The sequence below is a fragment of the Chryseobacterium sp. ON_d1 genome (genome assembly GCF_006829085.1).
Taxonomy (GTDB): Bacteria; Bacteroidota; Bacteroidia; order Flavobacteriales; family Weeksellaceae; genus Chryseobacterium.
The window spans coordinates 666,933-686,178 of record NZ_BJTC01000001.1; the positions used below are offsets into that span (position 1 = coordinate 666,933).

Here is a 19,246-nt window from a genome sequence, read left to right on the forward strand (position 1 = left end):
ACTATGGGAAAATTAGCAACTATTGATATTATCATATTCCTGATCTATTTCGTAGTGGTAGCTTCCTACGGACTATGGATCTATAAAAAGAAAAAATCTGAATCTACAGGAAGTAAGGATTATTTCCTTGCGGAAGGATCTTTGACCTGGTGGGCCATTGGAGCCAGCTTAATTGCTTCCAATATTTCTGCTGAACAGTTTATCGGAATGAGTGGTGAAGGTTTCTTTGTCGGAATCGCTGTTGCCGCTTACGAATGGATTGCTGCTCTTGCGCTGATCATTATTGCGGTCTGGTTTATTCCAATCTATCTTAAAAATAAGATCTATACCATGCCCCAGTTTCTGGAAAGAAGGTATAACAAATCTGTTTCGCTGATTATGGCCGTATTCTGGCTGTTTCTGTATGTTATTGTGAATCTTACTTCCATTCTTTACCTTGGAGCTCTTGCCATCGATACTTTACTGGGAGGAGAACATCTTCACGGCATTATGATCGGTCTTTTGCTTATGGCTCTTCTGATTGGTCTTGGAGGGATGAAAGTGATAGGATATACAGACGTTATACAGGTAGCAGTGCTTATTATCGGCGGTTTTGCAACGGTGTATATGGCTTTGCAGATTGTGGACCAGAGAATCAACGGAGCGGCTGTAGGAAATGCTTTAGCAGGATTTAATACCCTGATCAATGAGGCTCCCCAGCACTTTAAGCTGATTCTACAAAAACCAACAACTACTACCACTACTTTGGCAATGCCTCAAAACCTTGATGTACAGAAGTATGTCGTGTTACCAGGTCTGGCCATGTATTTTGCAGGTCAATGGATTGTTAACCTGAATTATTGGGGCTGTAATCAGTACATCACCCAGAGAGCTTTAGGGGCAGATCTGAAGACGGCAAGAACAGGAATTTTATTTGCAGGATTTCTGAAGCTATTCATGCCTGTGATCGTAATGCTTCCAGGAATCGCTGCTTATGTATTGTACTCGAAAGGACACCTTCCAGGATTCAACGGGGTGAAAGACGGTGCTTACTCTGCGATATTAGGATTCTTACCCGTAGGACTTAAAGGATTGGCAATTGCCGCTTTGACGGCAGCGATTGTGGCTTCACTGGCAGGAAAAGTGAACAGTATTTCAACCATTTTTACGCTGGATATCTATAAAAAATACCTTAAAACAGATGCCACCGAAATCCAGATGGTGAGAACAGGCCGCTGGGTTATCATTATCGCAATGATGGCAGCATTGGCCTTTACCTGGACGGACGTTTTAGGAATTGGAGGTGAAGGAGGTTTCACATTTATCCAGAAATATACGGGCTTTATCAGTCCGGGAGTTTTTGCCATGTTCCTTCTGGGAATGTTCTGGAAAAGAACAACGGGAACGGCTGCTTTGGTAGGGGTTATCTTGGGCTTTGTTCTGGCGATTTTCTTTAACAGCTTTGCTGTAGGTATTTTTGGGAAAGAAACCTGGATGTATACTGCATTCACTTATGAAAAACTGGAGAACGGAGTAGTGCATACCATTACCGAGATTCCTTTCCTGATCAATATGGGATGGTCATTCTTTATCACGATAATCGCGATGATCCTGATCAGTCTTGCAGGTCCGAAGGTAAATCCTAAAGCTTTTGCCATTGATGTAACGATGTTTAAAGTGGACAACAGAACTTTAGTTTTGATCGTAATGACGCTGCTTTTACTGACGGCCTTGTATGTGAGGTTCTGGTAAAAGTGAATGGTCAATAGTGAATTCGTTTTCACTTGTCACTTTTAAAAATTCACCATTGAGTTGCGAAGCAAAATTGACTTTTCACCTATAATAAAAAAACAGGATGCTTAAAAAGCATCCTGTTTTTTTATTATATCTTAAACATAAATCCCCTTGAGATTTTCTTGTTGTATTTTTTTTCGTCAAACCGGTAAAGAAAAGAGCCTTTTCTGGAGGAACTCATATCCTTTTTATTAGTATTGACAAGGATATCCATACTGTTGATCTTGCTGGTAAAGTTCCGTTTGTCAAACTTTTCGTCAAAAATAGCTTCATAAAGATTCTGAAGATCCTTCATGGTAAATTTTTCAGGAAGAAGCTCAAATCCTATTGGCCCAGTGGAAGCTCTTCTCCTCAGTCTGGCCACAGCATCTTTTACCATCTTATTATGATCGAAAATAAGCTCGGGTGCTTTCTGAAGTTCCACCCATTTTGCACTGTACTGCTCGTTGATCTGAATATCTTTCTCAATATTAATCAGTGCGTAATAAGAGATAGACATAATTCTGGCTGTTGGCTCACGGTTAATTTCAGTATAACACTTCAGCTGCTCAAGATAGATGTTCTCAAGACCGGTCAGCGTATACAAAACCCTGTTGGCCGCTTCATCTGATGTCTCGTCACTTCCGATGAACCCCCCCATCAGCGACCATTCGCCCATCTGAGGTTCAAAATTTCTTTTTACCAAAAGGATTTTAAGATTTTCGCCATCAAAACCGAAAATGATACAGTCAACGGCAACAAGGTGTTTGGGATATTGGGAGTAATCCTCAGTCATCTTTTATATTTTACTACAAAGGTAAAGCTTTTATGAATACGATATTATATAAATGTGATTCATACACTTTTTATTCTTAATGATTTATTTCATTAAAATTATAGCCAAAGGATATTTTGGGAGGTGAAACATCCATCAAAACCAGAAAATATCCCTGAAATCAGGTTAATCAAGTATGAATTGAATGTTAAAGTTGTGTTAAAATTAAATTAATAGTTAAAAATAATTAGATAAAACAGCTTAACGTTAAAAATACGATAAGGTATTTGCTGTATTATTAAAATTTTGAATAAAACATATCCTGAATTCATTTTTACAGGGAATCATATGATCTTAAGGTTTTGTTTTTCTTTAAATTAAATATCTTATTTTTTATGATAAGGTAGTATGCTTTTTGTTATTTTTAGGGCTTTATGGAAAGTTTTAAATGAAAAAATAGATCGAACAGACCAGGGAAATGTTTCGTATATTGATTCTTTCCATTATTTTAGAAATGTTGAATTAACATTTATAATGGCCCCGAAACTTTCAGTTTTTTTATTGTGTTTTGCTGCATTTACTTCAGCGCAGGTGAAGGAGAAAATTCATTATTTTCCTTTAGGAACTGTTAAGCTGTCAGAGAGTGTTTTCAATAAAGCCATGATGGCAGACCGTCAATATCTCATGGCTTTGGAGCCGGATAGGTTGCTGGCTCCTTACCTTAAAGAAGCGGGGCTGAAACCAAAGGCTGATAATTATCCTAATTGGGAAAATACCGGTTTGGACGGCCACATAGGAGGACATTATATTTCCGCATTATCCCTGATGTATGCTTCGACAGGGGATTCTGCAATAAAACAGAGAATTGATTATATGATCAGTGAGCTGGAACGTTGCCAGAAAGCCTCTCCGGACGGATATATTTCAGGAATTCCCGACGGAAAAAAGATCTGGAAAGAAATAAAACAGGGAAATATACGCGCTTCAGGCTTCGGCTTGAACGACCGGTGGGTACCTTTATATAATATTCACAAACTGTACTCAGGATTGCGTGATGCCTATTGGTATGCAAAAAGTGAAAAAGCAAAGACAATGCTGATCAGACTCACAGATTGGATGATGAATGAAGTGTCGGATCTTTCTGATGAACAGATACAGGATATGCTGCGCAGTGAACATGGAGGACTCAACGAAGTTTTTGCAGATGTTTACGATATCACTCATGACCAGAAATATCTGAAACTGGCCCATCGCTTTTCTCATCAGGCTATCCTTAACCCTCTTTTAGCAGGAGAAGATAAGCTTACAGGCCTTCATGCCAATACACAGATTCCAAAAGTAATCGGCTACAAGCGCATTGCTGATCTTGAAAACAATGCCTCCTGGAGTAATGCCGCTGATTTTTTCTGGCATAATATTACCGAGAAAAGATCGTCTGTTATTGGCGGAAACAGTGTCAGTGAGCATTTTAATCCTGTCAATGATTTCAGCAGTATGATAAAAAGTATTGAAGGCCCCGAAACCTGCAATACCTATAATATGCTGAAGCTGACCAAAGAGCTTTATGCAACACTACCCGAATCTTACTACATAGATTATTACGAAAAAGCATTATACAATCATATCCTTTCCACAGAAAATCATGATCAGGGAGGTTTTGTCTACTTTACGCCAATGCGTCCCGGACACTACCGTGTGTATTCACAGCCTCAGACCAGTTTTTGGTGCTGTGTAGGATCCGGAATGGAAAACCATGCCAAATATGGGGAAATGATTTATGCCCGGTCAGATAAGGATTTATATGTGAACCTGTTTATCCCTTCCACACTGACATGGAAACAGCAGAAAGTAGTGCTCCGACAGGTCAATAATTTCCCGGAAGCTCCTGAAACAACATTGATTTTTGATGCTGCAGGAAAGTCAGAATTTGATTTAAAACTGAGATGTCCGGAATGGACGACACCTTCGGAAGTAAAAATTCTGGTCAACGGAAAACAGGAAAAAGTACAGCGTGGTTCCGATGGCTATTTTACCCTGACTAAAAAATGGAAAAAAGGAGATGTTGTGAAAATGACCCTGCCGATGCATCTTTCTGCAGAACAACTTCCTGACCATTCCAATTATTATGCATTTAAATACGGACCTGTGGTGCTTGCCGCAAAATACGGTACCGAAAACCAACAGGGACTTCTTGCGGACGATAGCAGAGGCGGCCATATTGCTCACGGTCCGCAAATCCCTTTAAACGAAATTCCCGTTATCCTTGGAAGCCCTTCCGAGGTGGTCAGCCATGTTACGCCTTTGAACAATAAACCGCTCAACTTTGCCGTTAAGGGTCTTTATCCGTCTGAAAAATTCGGGGAAGGACTAAATCTTGTGCCGTTTTACAATATTCAGGCAGAAAGATATATTCTGTACTGGCCTCAGGCTGACAAAAACGAAATAGAAAATACATTGAAGCAGAAGGCAAAAGAAGAAACGGAAACCAGAAAGCTGGACATGATCACCGCAGATAAGATCCAGTTAGGTGAACAGCAGCCGGAATCAGATCATTTTATAGAAAGCAAAGACTCTGGCACAGGATATATGGAAGACAGACATTTCCGTGATGCCAAAGGCTGGTTCAGTTACCAGATGAAAAATAACGGAAAAAATGCTTCATACCTTTACCTGCTTTATTTTGATGCGAATGCCAACCGCACGCTGAATATTGAGATCAACGGAAAAAAAATCATGGCTCAAAATCTGGAAGGAAAGTCCGGAAGTTTACCCCAATATCTGATTGTTCCGATTCCGGATTCAGAAAAGAATGAAGAAAATCTTAGTGTAAAATTCCTTGCAGATGAAAAACTCATGACTGCTAAAGTCATTGAAGTCCGTTTACTGACAGAAAATTACGAAAAGAAATAAAGCTGAACCAACATTAAAAACAGATTTTTTCCATGAAGAACAGAACTCTATATTTATTATTTTTTCTTGCAGCTATTTGCAGTTTTCATGCAAAGGTAAGGCTTCCCGCATTGGTTTCAGACGGAATGATCCTTCAGAGAAATCAGGATCTTAAAATCTGGGGATATGCAGATGCAGGAGAAAAAATTACAATTAAGTTTATCAATAAAACGTATAGTGCCACAGCAGACCAAAGTGGAAACTGGGCTCTTATGCTTCCAAAGCTTAATGCCGGAGGCCCATATACCATGATGATTAATGAGATCACCCTTAAAGATATTCTTATTGGTGATGTGTGGGTAGCTTCAGGACAATCCAATATGGAACTTCCGATGCGCAGGCTGACACCTCTGTATGGAGATGAAATTAAAAAGGCGAATAATCAGAATATAAGATTCTTCACCGTTCCGCAGAAATACAATTTTAAAGCTCCGCAAAATGATCTTGACGGCGGGAAATGGGAAAGTACAAATCCTCAGACAATACTTGATTTTTCCGGGGTTGCCTATTTCTTTGCCAAAGAACTGAATGAAAAAAATAAAGTTCCGGTAGGAATCATTCATACCAGTCTGGGAGGCTCTCCGGTTCAGGCCTGGATGGATGAAAAATCACTGAAAAAATACCCGGAATACCTGGGTGAAGCAGAAAAATGGAAAAACGATGACCTGATACAATCTACAGAATCCCAGGAAAGATCATTAAGCAAAGCATGGTATGCAGAGCTGGATCAGAGTGATATTGGGTTCAATCAGCACTGGGAAAAAGATAACGGAAATGATGCAGGATGGAAAACCATAATGCTGCCTGGATCATGGGAAGATCAGGAAGGCCCGTTTGACGGTTCGGTATGGTTCCGTAAAGAAATTATCCTGCCCAAGGGAGCAGATCAGAAAGCAGCATTTTTAAATATGGGAAGGATAAAAGATGCTGATGTTACTTATATTAATGGGATCAAAGTAGGAAATGTAACCTATGAATATCCACCACGCTGGTACGATATTCCCAAAGGGGTTTTAAAAGAAGGAAAGAACATCATTACGGTAAGAGTCATCAATGGCAGTGGAAAAGGACAGTTTATTGCTGATAAACCATATTACTTAGAAATTGACGGACAAAAAACAGACCTTAAAGGGGAGTGGAAATATAAAATAGGAGCAAAAATGGAAAAAATGGCTCCTGGACAGACATTTATCCGCTGGAAACCGGTAGGGCTTTACAATGCTATGATTAATCCGCTGATCAATTATAAAATCAAAGGATTTATCTGGTACCAGGGTGAAAGCAATACAGGAAAGCCAAAAGAATACGGAGATTTATTGTCAACAATGATCTCAGACTGGCGTTCAAAATGGAAAAAGAATGATCTGCCGTTCTTCATTGTACAGCTGGCTAATTTTATGGAGAAAAAAGATGAGCCGCTTGAAAGCAACTGGGCTGAGCTGAGAGAACAGCAGAGACAGGTTTCTCTTCATATTCCTTACTCTGGCCTTGCAGTAATTATTGATGTAGGAGAGTGGAATGATATTCATCCGCTCAATAAAAAAACAGTGGGTGACAGGCTTGCTTTACAGGCTCTGAAAATAGGTGAAGGCAAAAAAATCATAGCTGACGGCCCCGTTTATCAGTCGATGAAGACAGAAGGAAAAACCATTATTCTATCCTTTAAACCCGGAACAGATGATCTGGTACAGGGAGAACTGAAAGGTTTTGCCATACAGCAGAAAGATGGCAGCTACCAATGGGCCAAAGCAGAAGCAAAAGGAAATAAAGTGATGGTATGGAATGATCAGGTCACAAGCCCTGTCAATGTACGCTACGACTGGGCAGACAATCCAGACGGCAATCTTAAAAACAAAAGCGGGCTTCCTGCTTCACCTTTTACAACAGAAAAAAATTAATTTAACATAGAAAACCTTATCAAAATCAATGGATAATCAGCCACAAAAAATATCGGTAATAGAGAAAGTAGGGTATAGCCTGGGAGATCTGGCGGCCAATCTTGTTTTTCAGACCTTAGTGACCTACCTGACCTATTTTTACACAGATATTTACGGACTCAAAGCAGAAGATGCTTCTGTCATTACCCTTACCGTAGGTTTAATTGCCGGGTTTGGCTTTAATCCGCTTATCGGAGCGCTGGCAGACCGTACAAGTTCACGATGGGGGAAATTCCGTCCATGGATTCTATTTACCGCCGTACCGCTTGGTATTGCAGCACTATTAGCTTTCAGTACGCCTCACTTTTCCTATCAGGGTAAAATGATTTATGCTGCGGTTACCTATTCATTATTATTGTTATTATACGCTTCCAATAACCTGCCTTATGCTGCATTGAGTGGCGTTATCACGGGAGATATGGGAGAAAGAAACAGTATTTCTTCATACCGTTTTGTAGCAGTAATGTTTGCACAATTCTTTGTACAGGTATTTATGCTTCCTATCATTTTATATGTAGGACATGGAGACAAAGCACAGGGAATTGAGACTGTTATGACTTGGCTGGCTGTGATCGGATCCATCATGCTTTTGATTACCTTCTTTACCACCAAAGAAAGAATCATTCCCAAACCGGACCAGAAATCAAGTCTGAAAGAAGATTTAAAAGATTTATTCCAGAACAGACCCTGGATTATTATGCTTACCGTGACCGCATTTATATTTATCACACTGGCCATGAAAGGAGGATCGTATGTATACTATTTCAACAACTATGTGGATGAAAATGCACTCAAAAGTTTTATCTCACCCATTACAGCATTTTTTAATTCTGCAGGGATGAATTTCTTCGGAGAAGACCCGAAATCTGCCGGGTTCGGATTGTTTAATGCAGGAGGAATTGTAATGATGATTGTAGGCATTACTTTTTCTAAAAAGCTGGCAGACAGATTTGGAAAAAGAGATACTTTTATCGCTTCATTATTCATTTCTACACTGTTTATTCTGTTCTTTATATTTTATCCTCCGAAAGCTGTGGGAATTATGTTCCTGTCCCAGATTTTACACGGATTCTTTTATGGAATCAGCACACCGCTTTTGTGGGCAATGATTGCTGATGTGGCCGACTATTCGGAATGGAAGAACAATCGCAGGGCAACAGCTATTATCTTTTCTGCCATGATGGTAGGACTGAAAGTAGGCCTGAGCATTGGAAGCTCTCTGGTAGCTTTAATTATAGGAAAATACGGATACATTTCTGTACATGGGAATGAACAGGTTATTCAGCCTGAAACAGTGGCTGCAGGAGCGAAAATGCTCGTGAGCATATTCCCGTCCATACCGTTTTTCATTGCCTGCGGACTGCTTTTATTTTACAAAATCAACAAAAAAATGGAAGTTCAGATTGAAAAAGATCTGGCTGAAAGAAGAAAATAAAAACTCAATATGAAACGTATTTTAATAGGTTTGGCGGCTCTTACCGCTTCCGGACTGTCGGCGCAGAGGTCTGATGGTACTTTAAAAAGAGCATTTCAGGATAAATTCTACATCGGGACGGCGATGAATCTTCCCCAGATTGACGGTACAGATAAAAAAGCGGTAGCCATTATCAGAAATCAGTTCAGCTCTATTGTCGCCGAAAACTGTATGAAATCTATGTTTCTGCAGCCAACGGAAGGAAAGTTTTTCTTTGATGATGCTGATAAATTTGTTGATTTCGGAATAAAAAACAATATGTTCATCATCGGGCATACTTTAATCTGGCATTCGCAGCTTCCAAAATGGTTTTTTTCAGATAAAAATGGAAAAGATGTTTCTCCGGAAGTATTGAAACAGCGCATGAAAAGCCATATTACAACGGTAGTTTCCCGTTACAAAGGGAAAGTAAAAGGATGGGATGTGGTGAATGAAGCCATTCTTGAAGACGGAACCTACAGAAAAAGTAAATTTTACGAAATCCTGGGTGAAGATTTTATTCCTTTGGCATTTCAGTATGCACAGGAAGCTGACCCCAATGCAGAACTATATTACAACGATTATAATGAATGGTATCCTGAAAAGGTAAAAACAGTCATTGCAATGGTTGAAAAACTTAAATCAAGAGGAATCCGTATTGATGGAGTAGGAATGCAGGCCCATGTCGGAATGGATAACCCTTCTATCGATGAATATGGAAAAGCAATTCTGGCCTATTCCAATGCGGGAGTTAAAGTTAATATTACGGAACTGGAAATTAGCGCACTGCCTTCTCCATGGGGCAGTTCTGCCAATGTTTCAGATACCGTTGCCTATCAGAAAGAAGTGAATCCTTACACCAAAGGACTTCCCAGGGAAGTAGAAATGAAGTGGGAAAAGCGTTACCTTGATTTCTTTGGTTTGTTCTTGCAACATAAAGATAAAATAAGAAGGGTAACCTTATGGGGAGTTACTGATAAACAATCCTGGAAAAATGATTTCCCGGTAAAAGGAAGAACAGATTACCCGTTACTTTTTGACAGGAAAGACCAGGAGAAACCTGTGGTACAGAAAATAATAAAACTGGCAGAGAAAAATTAAAATCAATAGAATTTTTACTTAATGAAAAAATCAAAATATTTATTCCCGGAAGATTATATGGCAGACCCTTCCGTTCACGTTTTTGAAGATAAAATCTATATTTATCCCTCTCACGACCGCGAAAGCGGAATTGAAGAAAACGATAACGGGGATCACTTTGACATGAATGATTACCATGTTTTCTCAATGGATGATGTAGACAGAGGAGAAATTAAAGATCATGGCGTAGTCCTTTCGGTAAAAGATATTCCATGGGCGGGAAGACAGCTTTGGGATTGTGATGTAGCCTTTAAAGACGGAAAGTATTATATGTACTTTCCCCTGAAAGATCAGAATGATATTTTCAGAATCGGTGTTGCTGTGAGCGACAAACCTTACGGTCCTTTCATCCCTGAAAGACATCCGATGATGGGAAGCTACAGTATTGATCCCTGTATTTTTGAAGATAACGGAAAATATTATATATACTTCGGAGGAATATGGGGTGGACAATTGCAGCGCTATAGAGATAATAAGGCCCTTGAATCTGCGATAATTCCTGAAAATGACCAGCCTGCAATCCATTCAAAGGTAGCTTTGCTAAGCGATGATATGCTTCAATTTGCTGAAGCTCCTAAAGACGTTGTCATTATCGATGAAAACGGAAAACCACTGCTTCATGGTGATAAACACCGCTTTTTTGAAGCGTCATGGATGCATCAGTACAATGGCAAATATTATTTTTCTTATTCTACAGGAGACACCCACCTGATTTGCTATGCAACAGGGGATAATCCTTACGGTCCGTTTACTTTTCAGGGAGAAATTCTTACTCCGGTGATAGGATGGACAACGCATCACAGCATTGTGGAGTTTAAAGGAAAGTGGTACCTGTTTTTCCATGATTCTGTTCCCAGTGGTGGTAAAACATGGCTGAGAAGCATGAAAGTCATTGAACTGGAATACGATCATGAAGGGAAAATCAAAACGATTGAAGGTCTGGAAGACCAGTCATAGTCATCTGTAATAATTTAAAATTTTTCAATGCGATATCTGAGACTCAATATTCTATTTTTTCTGATATTTCCTTTGCTGGTTTTCGCGGAGGACGGAAGTCAGCTCTGGCTTCGGTTTCCTGCAAAAAACGGAATATCGGCAGATAAAATTATTTCCAAAGGGAACAGTTCCACGCTGAACATTGCCAGAAAAGAGCTGAGTAGCCACTGGCAGGGGCAGGCTGTGGAACTTCGTACAGAAAACAAGGAGAAAAATCTGAAAGACGGCTACAAAATTATTTCCACGTCTGAAAAAATCGTTATTTCTGCAGGGAAAGAAATAGGACTGCTGTATGGAGTCTATCATATTTTGCGATTACAGCAGACAAAGGCCGACCTGTCTCACTTAAACACCATTGAAAAACCTTCATATGACGTAAGGATTTTGAATCATTGGGATAATCTGGACGGAAGTATTGAAAGAGGATACGCAGGAAGATCACTTTGGAAATGGGAAGATTTACCCGGTAAAATTTCTCCGAGCTATGAAGAATACGCGAGAGCTAATGCCTCTGTAGGAATTAATTCCGTTGTTTTGAATAATGTGAACGCATCGCCCAATATGCTTAGGGAAGACTATCTTAAGAAAGTCAAAGTTCTGGCCGATATTTTCAGACCTTATGGCATCAAGGTGTATCTTTCTGTAAATTTTTCTTCACCTAAAGTGCTGGGTGGATTACAAAATTCAGATCCATTGAATAAAGATGTACAAAAGTGGTGGAAAGATAAAGCAGCTGAAATTTACAGATTAATTCCTGATTTCGGCGGGTTTTTGGTGAAAGCCAATTCCGAAGGACAGCCTGGCCCTCAGGATTATGGAAGAACGCATGCAGACGGAGCCAATATGATGGCTGATGCTCTGAAACCTTACAGTGGAATCGTGATGTGGAGAGCATTTGTCTACAGTCCGAGCAAAGACGACAGAGCCAAACAGGCTTATCTGGAATTTGTTCCTCTGGATGGTAAATTCAGGGATAATGTCATTATTCAGATCAAAAACGGTCCGGTTGATTTTCAGCCCCGCGAAGCTTTTAATCCGCTTTTCGGAGCATTAAGAAAAACTTCTGAAATGGTAGAATTTCAGATCACCCAGGAATATCTGGGCTTTTCAAATCATCTCGTTTTTCTGGCTCCTTTATTCAAGGAAACACTGGATAGCGACACCTATTCTGACGGCCAGGGATCCACGATTGCTAAAATTACAGACGGTACATTAAGACCCGCAAAAATTTCAGCTATTTCAGCCGTTGCCAATATCGGGGAAGATACCAACTGGACAGGACATCATTTTGCACAGGCCAACTGGTATGCATTCGGAAGGTTGGCATGGAACCATCAGCTGAGTTCAGAGCAGATTGCGGATGAATGGATTAAAATGACCTTTACAGACGATCAGAAATTCCTGGATCCGGTAAAGGAAATCATGCTTTCTTCCAGGGAAACTGCTGTGGATTATATGATGCCTTTGGGACTTCACCATATCTTTGCTGGAGGACATCATTATGGTCCTGAGCCATGGGGAGATTATAAAGGCGGAAGACCGGACTGGTCTCCTGTCTATTACCATCAGGCTGATGCTAAAGGAGTAGGTTTTGACAGGACAAAAACAGGAAGTAATGCTGTTTCACAGTATTTTCCGCCACTGAATGAAAGATATGGAAATATCTCAACCTGCCCGGAAAATCTTATTCTATGGTTTCATCATGTTCCGTGGGATTATGAAATGAAAGACGGAAAAACACTGTGGGATGAGCTGTGTTATACCTATGATTCAGGGGTGAAAAAAGTAAGGGACTATCAGAAAGTCTGGGATAGAATGGAACCTTATATAGATAAACAGAGATTTGCTGATGTACAGTCAAAACTCAGAATTCAGTCAAAAGATGCAGTCTGGTGGAAAGATGCCTGCCTGCTGTATTTCCAGACCTTTTCCAAAAAACCGATTCCTTATGACATCGAACGCCCTGTCCATGAACTGGAAGATCTGAAGAAGATTAAGCTGAATATGGGTCATCACAATTAAAAAATGAGGCAGCTCTTTTTCCTGATCGGAAATGGAGCTGCCTCAAAACAATAAACTGTAAGTAAAATTTTAATCCAAAATAATTGGAATGATCGATATGTCAATCTATCTGTAATAGTTGGGATTACCTGAGTGAAATCAGTCGGTTAAAAACATTTCCGTTTTCTTCAACCCGGATGATGTATTGGTCTGCTGTCTTAGGATCAAGATCAAAAGTAATATCCACTTTGCCATCAGCATATTTTCTGTTGGAGTTATAATAGGTGGTATTGGAAAGGTCATATACTGAAATGCTTACAGGACCTTTTACATCAGACATGTGAAGTTTGGCCATATGCCCTGAAATGGTGTATTCAGGTTTATTGACTGAACTTACCGGCTTTTTTTCCACTTCCATTCCATTTTCAGCATTGATTTTTATTTTGTATTTCTCTATCTTCATCTCTGATTCCGCTACCAGATAATAAGTTCCCGGTACCAGACTCTGAAAATCATAAGTCTTCGTTACATGATCCCCATCTGCAAGATTTTCGGAAAATAATTCGTCATGGGCACTGTTATAAATAAAAACAGATACACTTCTGGCGTTCGAAAGCTCAAAATTCAGTGTTTTGGCCTGTACGTTTCCAAAAGAAAGGGAAAAATCCCTGTCCTTACTCATTAAGCTTGCAGAAAATAATAATGACCCTGCAAGAAATACGGTTTTTAATAATGTACTCATGGGTTAAGGCTTTTAGTGATAATTGATAATGCAAAGCTAGGACAGTAGTATTGATCATGCTACAATATAATTTTCGTATATATGTTCTATTTTAACCTTGTTTATATTTTATTGATATATTTTTGTTAATTTTGTGTAGGATAAAATATTTGAATCCATGAAGCATCTACATCCTTCGTTTGAAGCAATACGGCCCACGATTGGCAGCAGCTTTACCAGCCTGAAGTTTCTTGCCAGCGAAAATATAAAATCCCATGTTTGGCACTACCATCCTGAGATTGAACTGATCTTTGTCTGTAAGGGTTCCGGAAAAAGACAGATCGGAAGCAGCATTACCTATTTTTCAGATGGAGATCTGGTTCTGATCGGAAGCAATCTTCCCCATTGCGGACTTACGAATGAAAATACTAATAATGACTACGAGATGGTCATCCAGTTTAAACCTGATTTTTTAGGAGAACCTATATGGAACTTACCGGAAATGCAGAGGATTTCGAGTTTACTAGAAAAATCTAAGGCCGGGATAGTATTTGGGGAAGAGGTGAAGAAAAAAATCGGACAAGAAATTGTTGAAATGCATGAAGCTTCCTCTTTGGATAAGCTGTGCAGATTTCTGAAAATATTGGATGATCTGTCTGTTACTCAGGATTACAGAATTTTAAATGCAGGAAAATATTATCTCCAGACCCAGATCGAAGACAACGAAAGGATCAATCTTATATTCAACTACGTGAAAGATCATTTCAAAGAAGCCATTACGCTGGAGGAAGTTGCTGATCTTGCCAATATGAAAGTACCTTCTTTTTGCCGCTATTTTAAAAAAATTACGAACAAGACTTTTACCCGGTTTGTTAATGAGTACAGGATTACCCACGCGCTTAAGCTTCTTGCAGAACAGCCTTTAAGCATTACTGAAGTCTGCTTTGAATCCGGATTTAATAATTTCAGTTATTTTAATAAGACATTTAAAGAATATATTCAAAAAAGTCCTTCTCAATACAGGAAAGAGTTTAATTATTTCATGGAATAATTTTTGAAGAACAATAAAAAAGTCTGTTATCATACTAATTTATTAAAATATAAGTGTAATTTTAACACTTATAAATAATTAGTCACATTTATGAAATTTTTTATTGATACCGCCAACCTGGCGATGATAGAGGAAGCCCATGCTCTTGGAGTTTTGGATGGAGTAACTACAAATCCCTCACTGATGGCGAAAGAAGGAATTTCCGGAAAGCAGAATATACATCATCATTACCTTGATATCTGTAAAATTGTGGATGGGGATGTAAGTGCTGAAGTATTGGGAATTACTTTCGAAGAAATGGTTAAAGAAGGAGAAGAGCTTGCTGCACTCCATCCAAGAATTGTTGTAAAAGTACCCATGACTCAAGATGGGATCAAAGCCATCCGTTATTTTTCTGAAAAGGGAATAAAAACAAACTGTACGCTTGTATTCTCTTCCGGACAGGCACTACTGGCCGCCAAAGCAGGAGCTACTTATGTTTCTCCGTTTCTGGGAAGGCTGGATGATGTCTCTACGGATGGTCTTCATCTGATTTCGGAAATCAGAACAATTTATGATAATTATGCTTTTCAGACACAGATACTGGCTGCCTCAGTACGACACAGTATGCATATTATCAATTGTGCCAAGATAGGTGCTGATGTGGTGACATGCCCTTTGGCTCCTATACTGTCTCTTCTCAAACATCCTCTGACAGACTCAGGATTAGATCAGTTCATCAAAGATTCACAAAAAATGAAATAAGATTGGGCAGAAAAAGTATAATCTCTGTTATAAATTCAGTAGTTTTATTACACAGATCACCTAAGATCTGCTTTATCAGAAAAGATTGATATGCACGAACAGTTAATCAACCCAACTATAGAAAAGTTTAAGGCCGAATTCAAAGCAGAGCCTGAACACATTTTCCTCTCCCCGGGAAGAATCAATATTATTGGTGAGCACGTAGACTATAACGATGGTTTTGTGCTTCCTGCTGCCATAGACAAATACATCTGTTTTGCTGTCCGCAGGCGGCCCCAGACAAATGTATGTACCCTCATTGCTAAAGATCTTGGAGAAGAATATACATTTGATGTCACCATGGAAGTAAAGCCGGTACAGCAGATGTGGGCGAATTATATTCTGGGTGTTTTCAGCCAGCTTCAGAAGCCGGAAAACCCGTTTTGTGGAATGGAAATTGTCTTCAGCAGTACCATCCCGATGGGCTCCGGACTTTCTTCTTCTGCAGCACTTGAATGTGGTTTCGCCTACATCCTCAATGAGCTTTTTGATCTTCAGCTATCCAAAAAAGAGATTGCAGTGATCGGGCAAAAATCGGAACATACTTTCGCCGGAGTTCAGTGTGGTATTATGGATCAGTTTGCCTCTGTTTTCGGAAGGGAAGATAAAGTAATTATGCTCGATTGTCACTCCCTGGAATATCAGTATTTTAATGCGGATCTTAAAGGATACAGTCTGTTGCTGTTTGACAGCTGTGTAAAGCATACTCATCTGACATCCGGTTATAATGAAAGACGTAAAGATGTTGAAAACGGTAAAAAAGTCCTTTGGAAAAAATTTCCGGAAATAGAAAAATTCAGAGACTTCACGGTGGCGATGCTTGATGGTGTAAAAGAGGAAATGGGAAGTGTTTCATACAAAAGATGTCTCTACCTGCTGAAAGAAATCCAGAGGGTGGAAATGGCAGCAAAAGCGATTTCAGAAGGAGATGTTGAATATCTTGGGACACTGCTCACGGAAACGCATGCCGGTCTTTCAACTGAGTATGAAGTCAGCTGCAATGAACTTGATTTTTTAGTGGAACATGCATTGAAGCAGAAGGGAGTATTGGGAGCAAGAATCATGGGAGGCGGTTTTGGAGGCTGCAGCATCAATCTGATTAAGGAAAATAAAGTTGAAGAAGTGATCAGCGCCGTTCGTGAAAAATATCTTGAACATTTTAATATTCAGATGAAAGTTTATCAGGTTAAAATTTCCGAAGGGATAAAAGAGTACACCAATGAATACATCATTTGACCGTAAAAAACATCCCCACAGAAGATACAATCCTCTTTTGGACGAATGGATACTGGTTTCCCCGCAGCGGGCAAACAGGCCATGGCAGGGGCAGAGAGAAGAAACAGCAGAAGAAAACCGTCCTGTATACGACCCGGACTGTTATCTCTGTTCGGGAAATAGACGTGCTAACGGAGCCAGGAACCCAGAGTATAAAGGAACCTATGTTTTTAATAATGATTTTGGAGCATTGCTGAATGAAGAAGTTGATTTTTCCAATGAAGATCCCGGATTTTTTACTCTTCTTCCCGAACGTGGTATCAACAGGGTGGTCTGTTTCTCTGAAGATCACAGCCTTACTTTACCGGAAATGTCTGTAGAACACATAAAAAATGTAGTGGATGTATGGCAGGAGCAGTTCAGTGAACTGGCCGCTCTGGAGCATATCAACTATATTCAGATTTTTGAAAACAAAGGAAGCATCATGGGTTGCAGCAATCCTCATCCGCACGGCCAGATATGGGCACAGTCGTCCATTCCGGCAATGGTTCAGAAAACCCAGACTCAGTTGAAATCGTATTTTGAAAAGAATAAGAGAACATTACTGGAAGACTATCTTGAGCAGGAAATTGCGGCTGGCGAACGTATTGTTACAGAAAACGAGCATTTTGCAGCACTGGTACCGTTTTGGGCATCATGGCCTTATGAGACGATCATGATCAGCAAACAGAAAAGAGAAAATATTGCGACATTTTCTGAGGATGAAAAAGAGTCTTTTGCAGCGATGCTCAAGGATCTGACCACCATGTACGACAATCTTTTTGAAACATCGTTTCCTTATTCTGCAGGAATCCATCAATCTCCTACAGATGGTAAGGAACATCCGGAATGGCATTTTCATATGCACTTTTATCCTCCGCTGCTCAGGAGCGCAGAAGTTAAAAAATTTATGGTAGGATATGAAATGCTGGCAGAACCTCAGCGCGACATTACCCCGGAACAAAGTGCCGAAATATTAAGAAACCTTCCCACCATTCATTACAAGAAAAAATAATAAAATCAATATCTTTGGAAAGAATATGCAGATTGTAATTCTGATAAACGCAGAATATCGCATAACCTTAATAAAATTATGGAACAGATTAAATTAATTGTTACCGATATGGATGGGACATTTCTCAATTCCAGTCATGAAATGAGTCCTGAATTTTCGGATGTTTATAAAGAACTGAAAAAAAGAAATATTGTATTTGTACCCGCAAGCGGAAGACAGATGCCCGGGATTACCCATTATTTCGGAGATATAGAGAGTGAAATCGGTTTTATTGCTGAAAACGGAGGTTATGTCATCTATAAAGATCAGGAGCTTTTTGCCGATGTATTGGAGTATAAATATATTGTTGAGATCATCAAAGCGGTTCGGGAAATACCGGGTGCTAAAGCAGTACTGTCCGCTAAAAAAATGGCGTATTATGAAACTGAAGATCAGCAGTTTGTAGACTTTTTCTCAAAGTACTATACCGAGAATATGAAAAAGGATGATCTGACAGAAAGAATTGATGATACAGCTTTCAAAATAGCGGTTTACCATCCGGATGGCTCTGAAAAATATCTGTTTCCGGTCCTTAAAAGATTTGAAGAATTCGGTCTGGAAGTGGTTGTTTCTGGCGAGTACTGGCTGGATATTATGAATAAGGATATCAATAAAGGCAATGCCCTTAAAATCCTTCAGAAATCGTTGGGAATCTCACCTGAAAATACGATGGCTTTCGGAGATTATATGAACGATATAGAAATGCTTAAGAATGCTAAATATTCTTACGCCATGAAAAATGCCCATCCGAACGTAAAACAGGTGGCCAATTTTGAAGCATGTACCAATGACAGCTTCGGAGTGCTGAAAACAATTAAGGATTATCTACATCTGAACTAACATTTCCTATAATAAACTTAATAACCAATACAATATGAACAAATCAACCGGCAGAAAACCCGCTAAAACCTGCTATGAGCATATCGGCGGAAAATTAGGGCAGCTTCTTTTAGAACAGTTCGTTGAGAAAGGCTGGATTGCCAAAGAGAATCCTGCAGATCGTAACTATTATATTACAGAGAAAGGACAGGAAGAATTTACAAAACTGGGGCTTGATCTGTCACAAATAAAGGCAGAATAACGGATATCATCATAACTTCCGGTATTACAAATAGTATAATAATATTAAAAAAATCAGACCTGAGTCTGATTTTTTTGTTTTTAATCGTATGTAAGCAGGAATTTAGATTGGTAACACATGCTTTTGGATTTTTTCTGTGCTTAAATTTTCTATGTTTTTATATAAATACTGATAGCTGAATCATAAAACTACGGTATTTCGTAGTATAATTTATGAGTTGTTTTTATTAATATATTGGAAATCAATTGGTTTGTTGTTTTGGGTTGTTTTTTGGCATTATGCTCATAAGTTTAATTCAA

Annotated in this window: 15 protein-coding genes; 13 read left to right on the forward strand and 2 right to left on the reverse strand. The window is 39.3% G+C overall.

Annotated elements, in window-relative coordinates; genetic code table 11:
* The first annotated feature begins 3 nt into the window (after positions 1-3).
* On the forward strand, positions 4-1,731 hold the full coding sequence (locus tag CRS_RS02785; protein ID WP_142722554.1) for a sodium/solute symporter: 1,728 nt from the start codon (positions 4-6) through the stop codon (positions 1,729-1,731).
* Positions 1,732-1,861: 130 nt separating this feature from the next.
* On the opposite strand, the gene CRS_RS02790 is transcribed toward CRS_RS02785, so the two are convergent.
* Entirely contained in the window at positions 1,862-2,548 is a 687-nt protein-coding gene (locus CRS_RS02790) for an NUDIX domain-containing protein (RefSeq protein WP_142722555.1), read from the reverse strand.
* 513 nt (positions 2,549-3,061) lie between these two features.
* On the opposite strand from CRS_RS02790, the gene CRS_RS02795 reads away from it, so the two are divergent.
* From CRS_RS02795 to CRS_RS02820, 6 genes are read left to right on the forward strand one after another with little or no spacing between them, the layout of a single operon-like run.
* Positions 3,062-5,437, forward strand: coding sequence for a glycoside hydrolase family 127 protein (locus tag CRS_RS02795; RefSeq protein WP_142722556.1), 2,376 nt, complete (start codon positions 3,062-3,064; stop codon positions 5,435-5,437).
* A gap of 32 nt (positions 5,438-5,469) precedes the next feature.
* The gene (locus tag CRS_RS02800) at positions 5,470-7,374 is read left to right on the forward strand and encodes a sialate O-acetylesterase (RefSeq protein ID WP_142722557.1); all 1,905 of its coding nucleotides are present in this window, start codon (positions 5,470-5,472) and stop codon (positions 7,372-7,374) included.
* A gap of 28 nt (positions 7,375-7,402) precedes the next feature.
* Positions 7,403-8,848 (forward strand): MFS transporter, encoded by a 1,446-nt coding sequence (locus CRS_RS02805; protein ID WP_142722558.1) that lies wholly within the window; start codon positions 7,403-7,405, stop codon positions 8,846-8,848.
* Between the two features lie 9 nt (positions 8,849-8,857).
* Positions 8,858-9,967, forward strand: coding sequence for an endo-1,4-beta-xylanase (locus CRS_RS02810; RefSeq protein ID WP_142722559.1), 1,110 nt, complete (start codon positions 8,858-8,860; stop codon positions 9,965-9,967).
* 21 nt (positions 9,968-9,988) lie between these two features.
* Entirely contained in the window at positions 9,989-10,963 is a 975-nt protein-coding gene (locus tag CRS_RS02815; protein ID WP_142722560.1) for a glycoside hydrolase family 43 protein, read from the forward strand.
* Positions 10,964-10,990: 27 nt separating this feature from the next.
* Positions 10,991-13,024 (forward strand): alpha-glucuronidase, encoded by a 2,034-nt coding sequence (locus tag CRS_RS02820; protein WP_142722561.1) that lies wholly within the window; start codon positions 10,991-10,993, stop codon positions 13,022-13,024.
* Positions 13,025-13,148: 124 nt separating this feature from the next.
* Here the strand turns inward: CRS_RS02820 and CRS_RS02825 are convergent, their stop codons facing one another.
* Entirely contained in the window at positions 13,149-13,745 is a 597-nt protein-coding gene (locus CRS_RS02825; RefSeq protein WP_142722562.1) for a hypothetical protein, read from the reverse strand.
* A 157-nt stretch (positions 13,746-13,902) separates the two neighbouring features.
* Here CRS_RS02825 and CRS_RS02830 point away from each other — a divergent pair, with 157 nt between their 5' ends.
* From CRS_RS02830 to CRS_RS02855, 6 genes are all read left to right on the forward strand, one after another.
* Entirely contained in the window at positions 13,903-14,775 is an 873-nt protein-coding gene (locus CRS_RS02830; RefSeq protein ID WP_142722563.1) for an AraC family transcriptional regulator, read from the forward strand.
* A 90-nt stretch (positions 14,776-14,865) separates the two neighbouring features.
* Positions 14,866-15,519, forward strand: coding sequence for a fructose-6-phosphate aldolase (fsa, locus tag CRS_RS02835; RefSeq protein ID WP_142722564.1), 654 nt, complete (start codon positions 14,866-14,868; stop codon positions 15,517-15,519).
* Between the two features lie 90 nt (positions 15,520-15,609).
* Complete coding sequence (galK, locus tag CRS_RS02840) at positions 15,610-16,794, forward strand: galactokinase (protein ID WP_142722565.1); 1,185 nt, start codon at positions 15,610-15,612, stop codon at positions 16,792-16,794.
* Positions 16,778-17,827 (forward strand): UDP-glucose--hexose-1-phosphate uridylyltransferase, encoded by a 1,050-nt coding sequence (locus CRS_RS02845; protein WP_142722566.1) that lies wholly within the window; start codon positions 16,778-16,780, stop codon positions 17,825-17,827. The genes galK and CRS_RS02845 overlap by 17 nt, the downstream gene beginning before the upstream one ends.
* Before the next feature lie 78 nt (positions 17,828-17,905).
* Positions 17,906-18,706, forward strand: a complete 801-nt coding sequence (locus CRS_RS02850) for an HAD family hydrolase (protein WP_142722567.1) — start codon at positions 17,906-17,908, stop codon at positions 18,704-18,706.
* Positions 18,707-18,740: 34 nt separating this feature from the next.
* Positions 18,741-18,947 carry an ArsR family transcriptional regulator gene (locus tag CRS_RS02855; RefSeq protein WP_142722568.1) on the forward strand — a complete coding sequence of 69 codons (207 nt, stop codon included), beginning with the start codon at positions 18,741-18,743 and terminating at the stop codon, positions 18,945-18,947.
* Positions 18,948-19,246 lie beyond the last annotated feature (299 nt).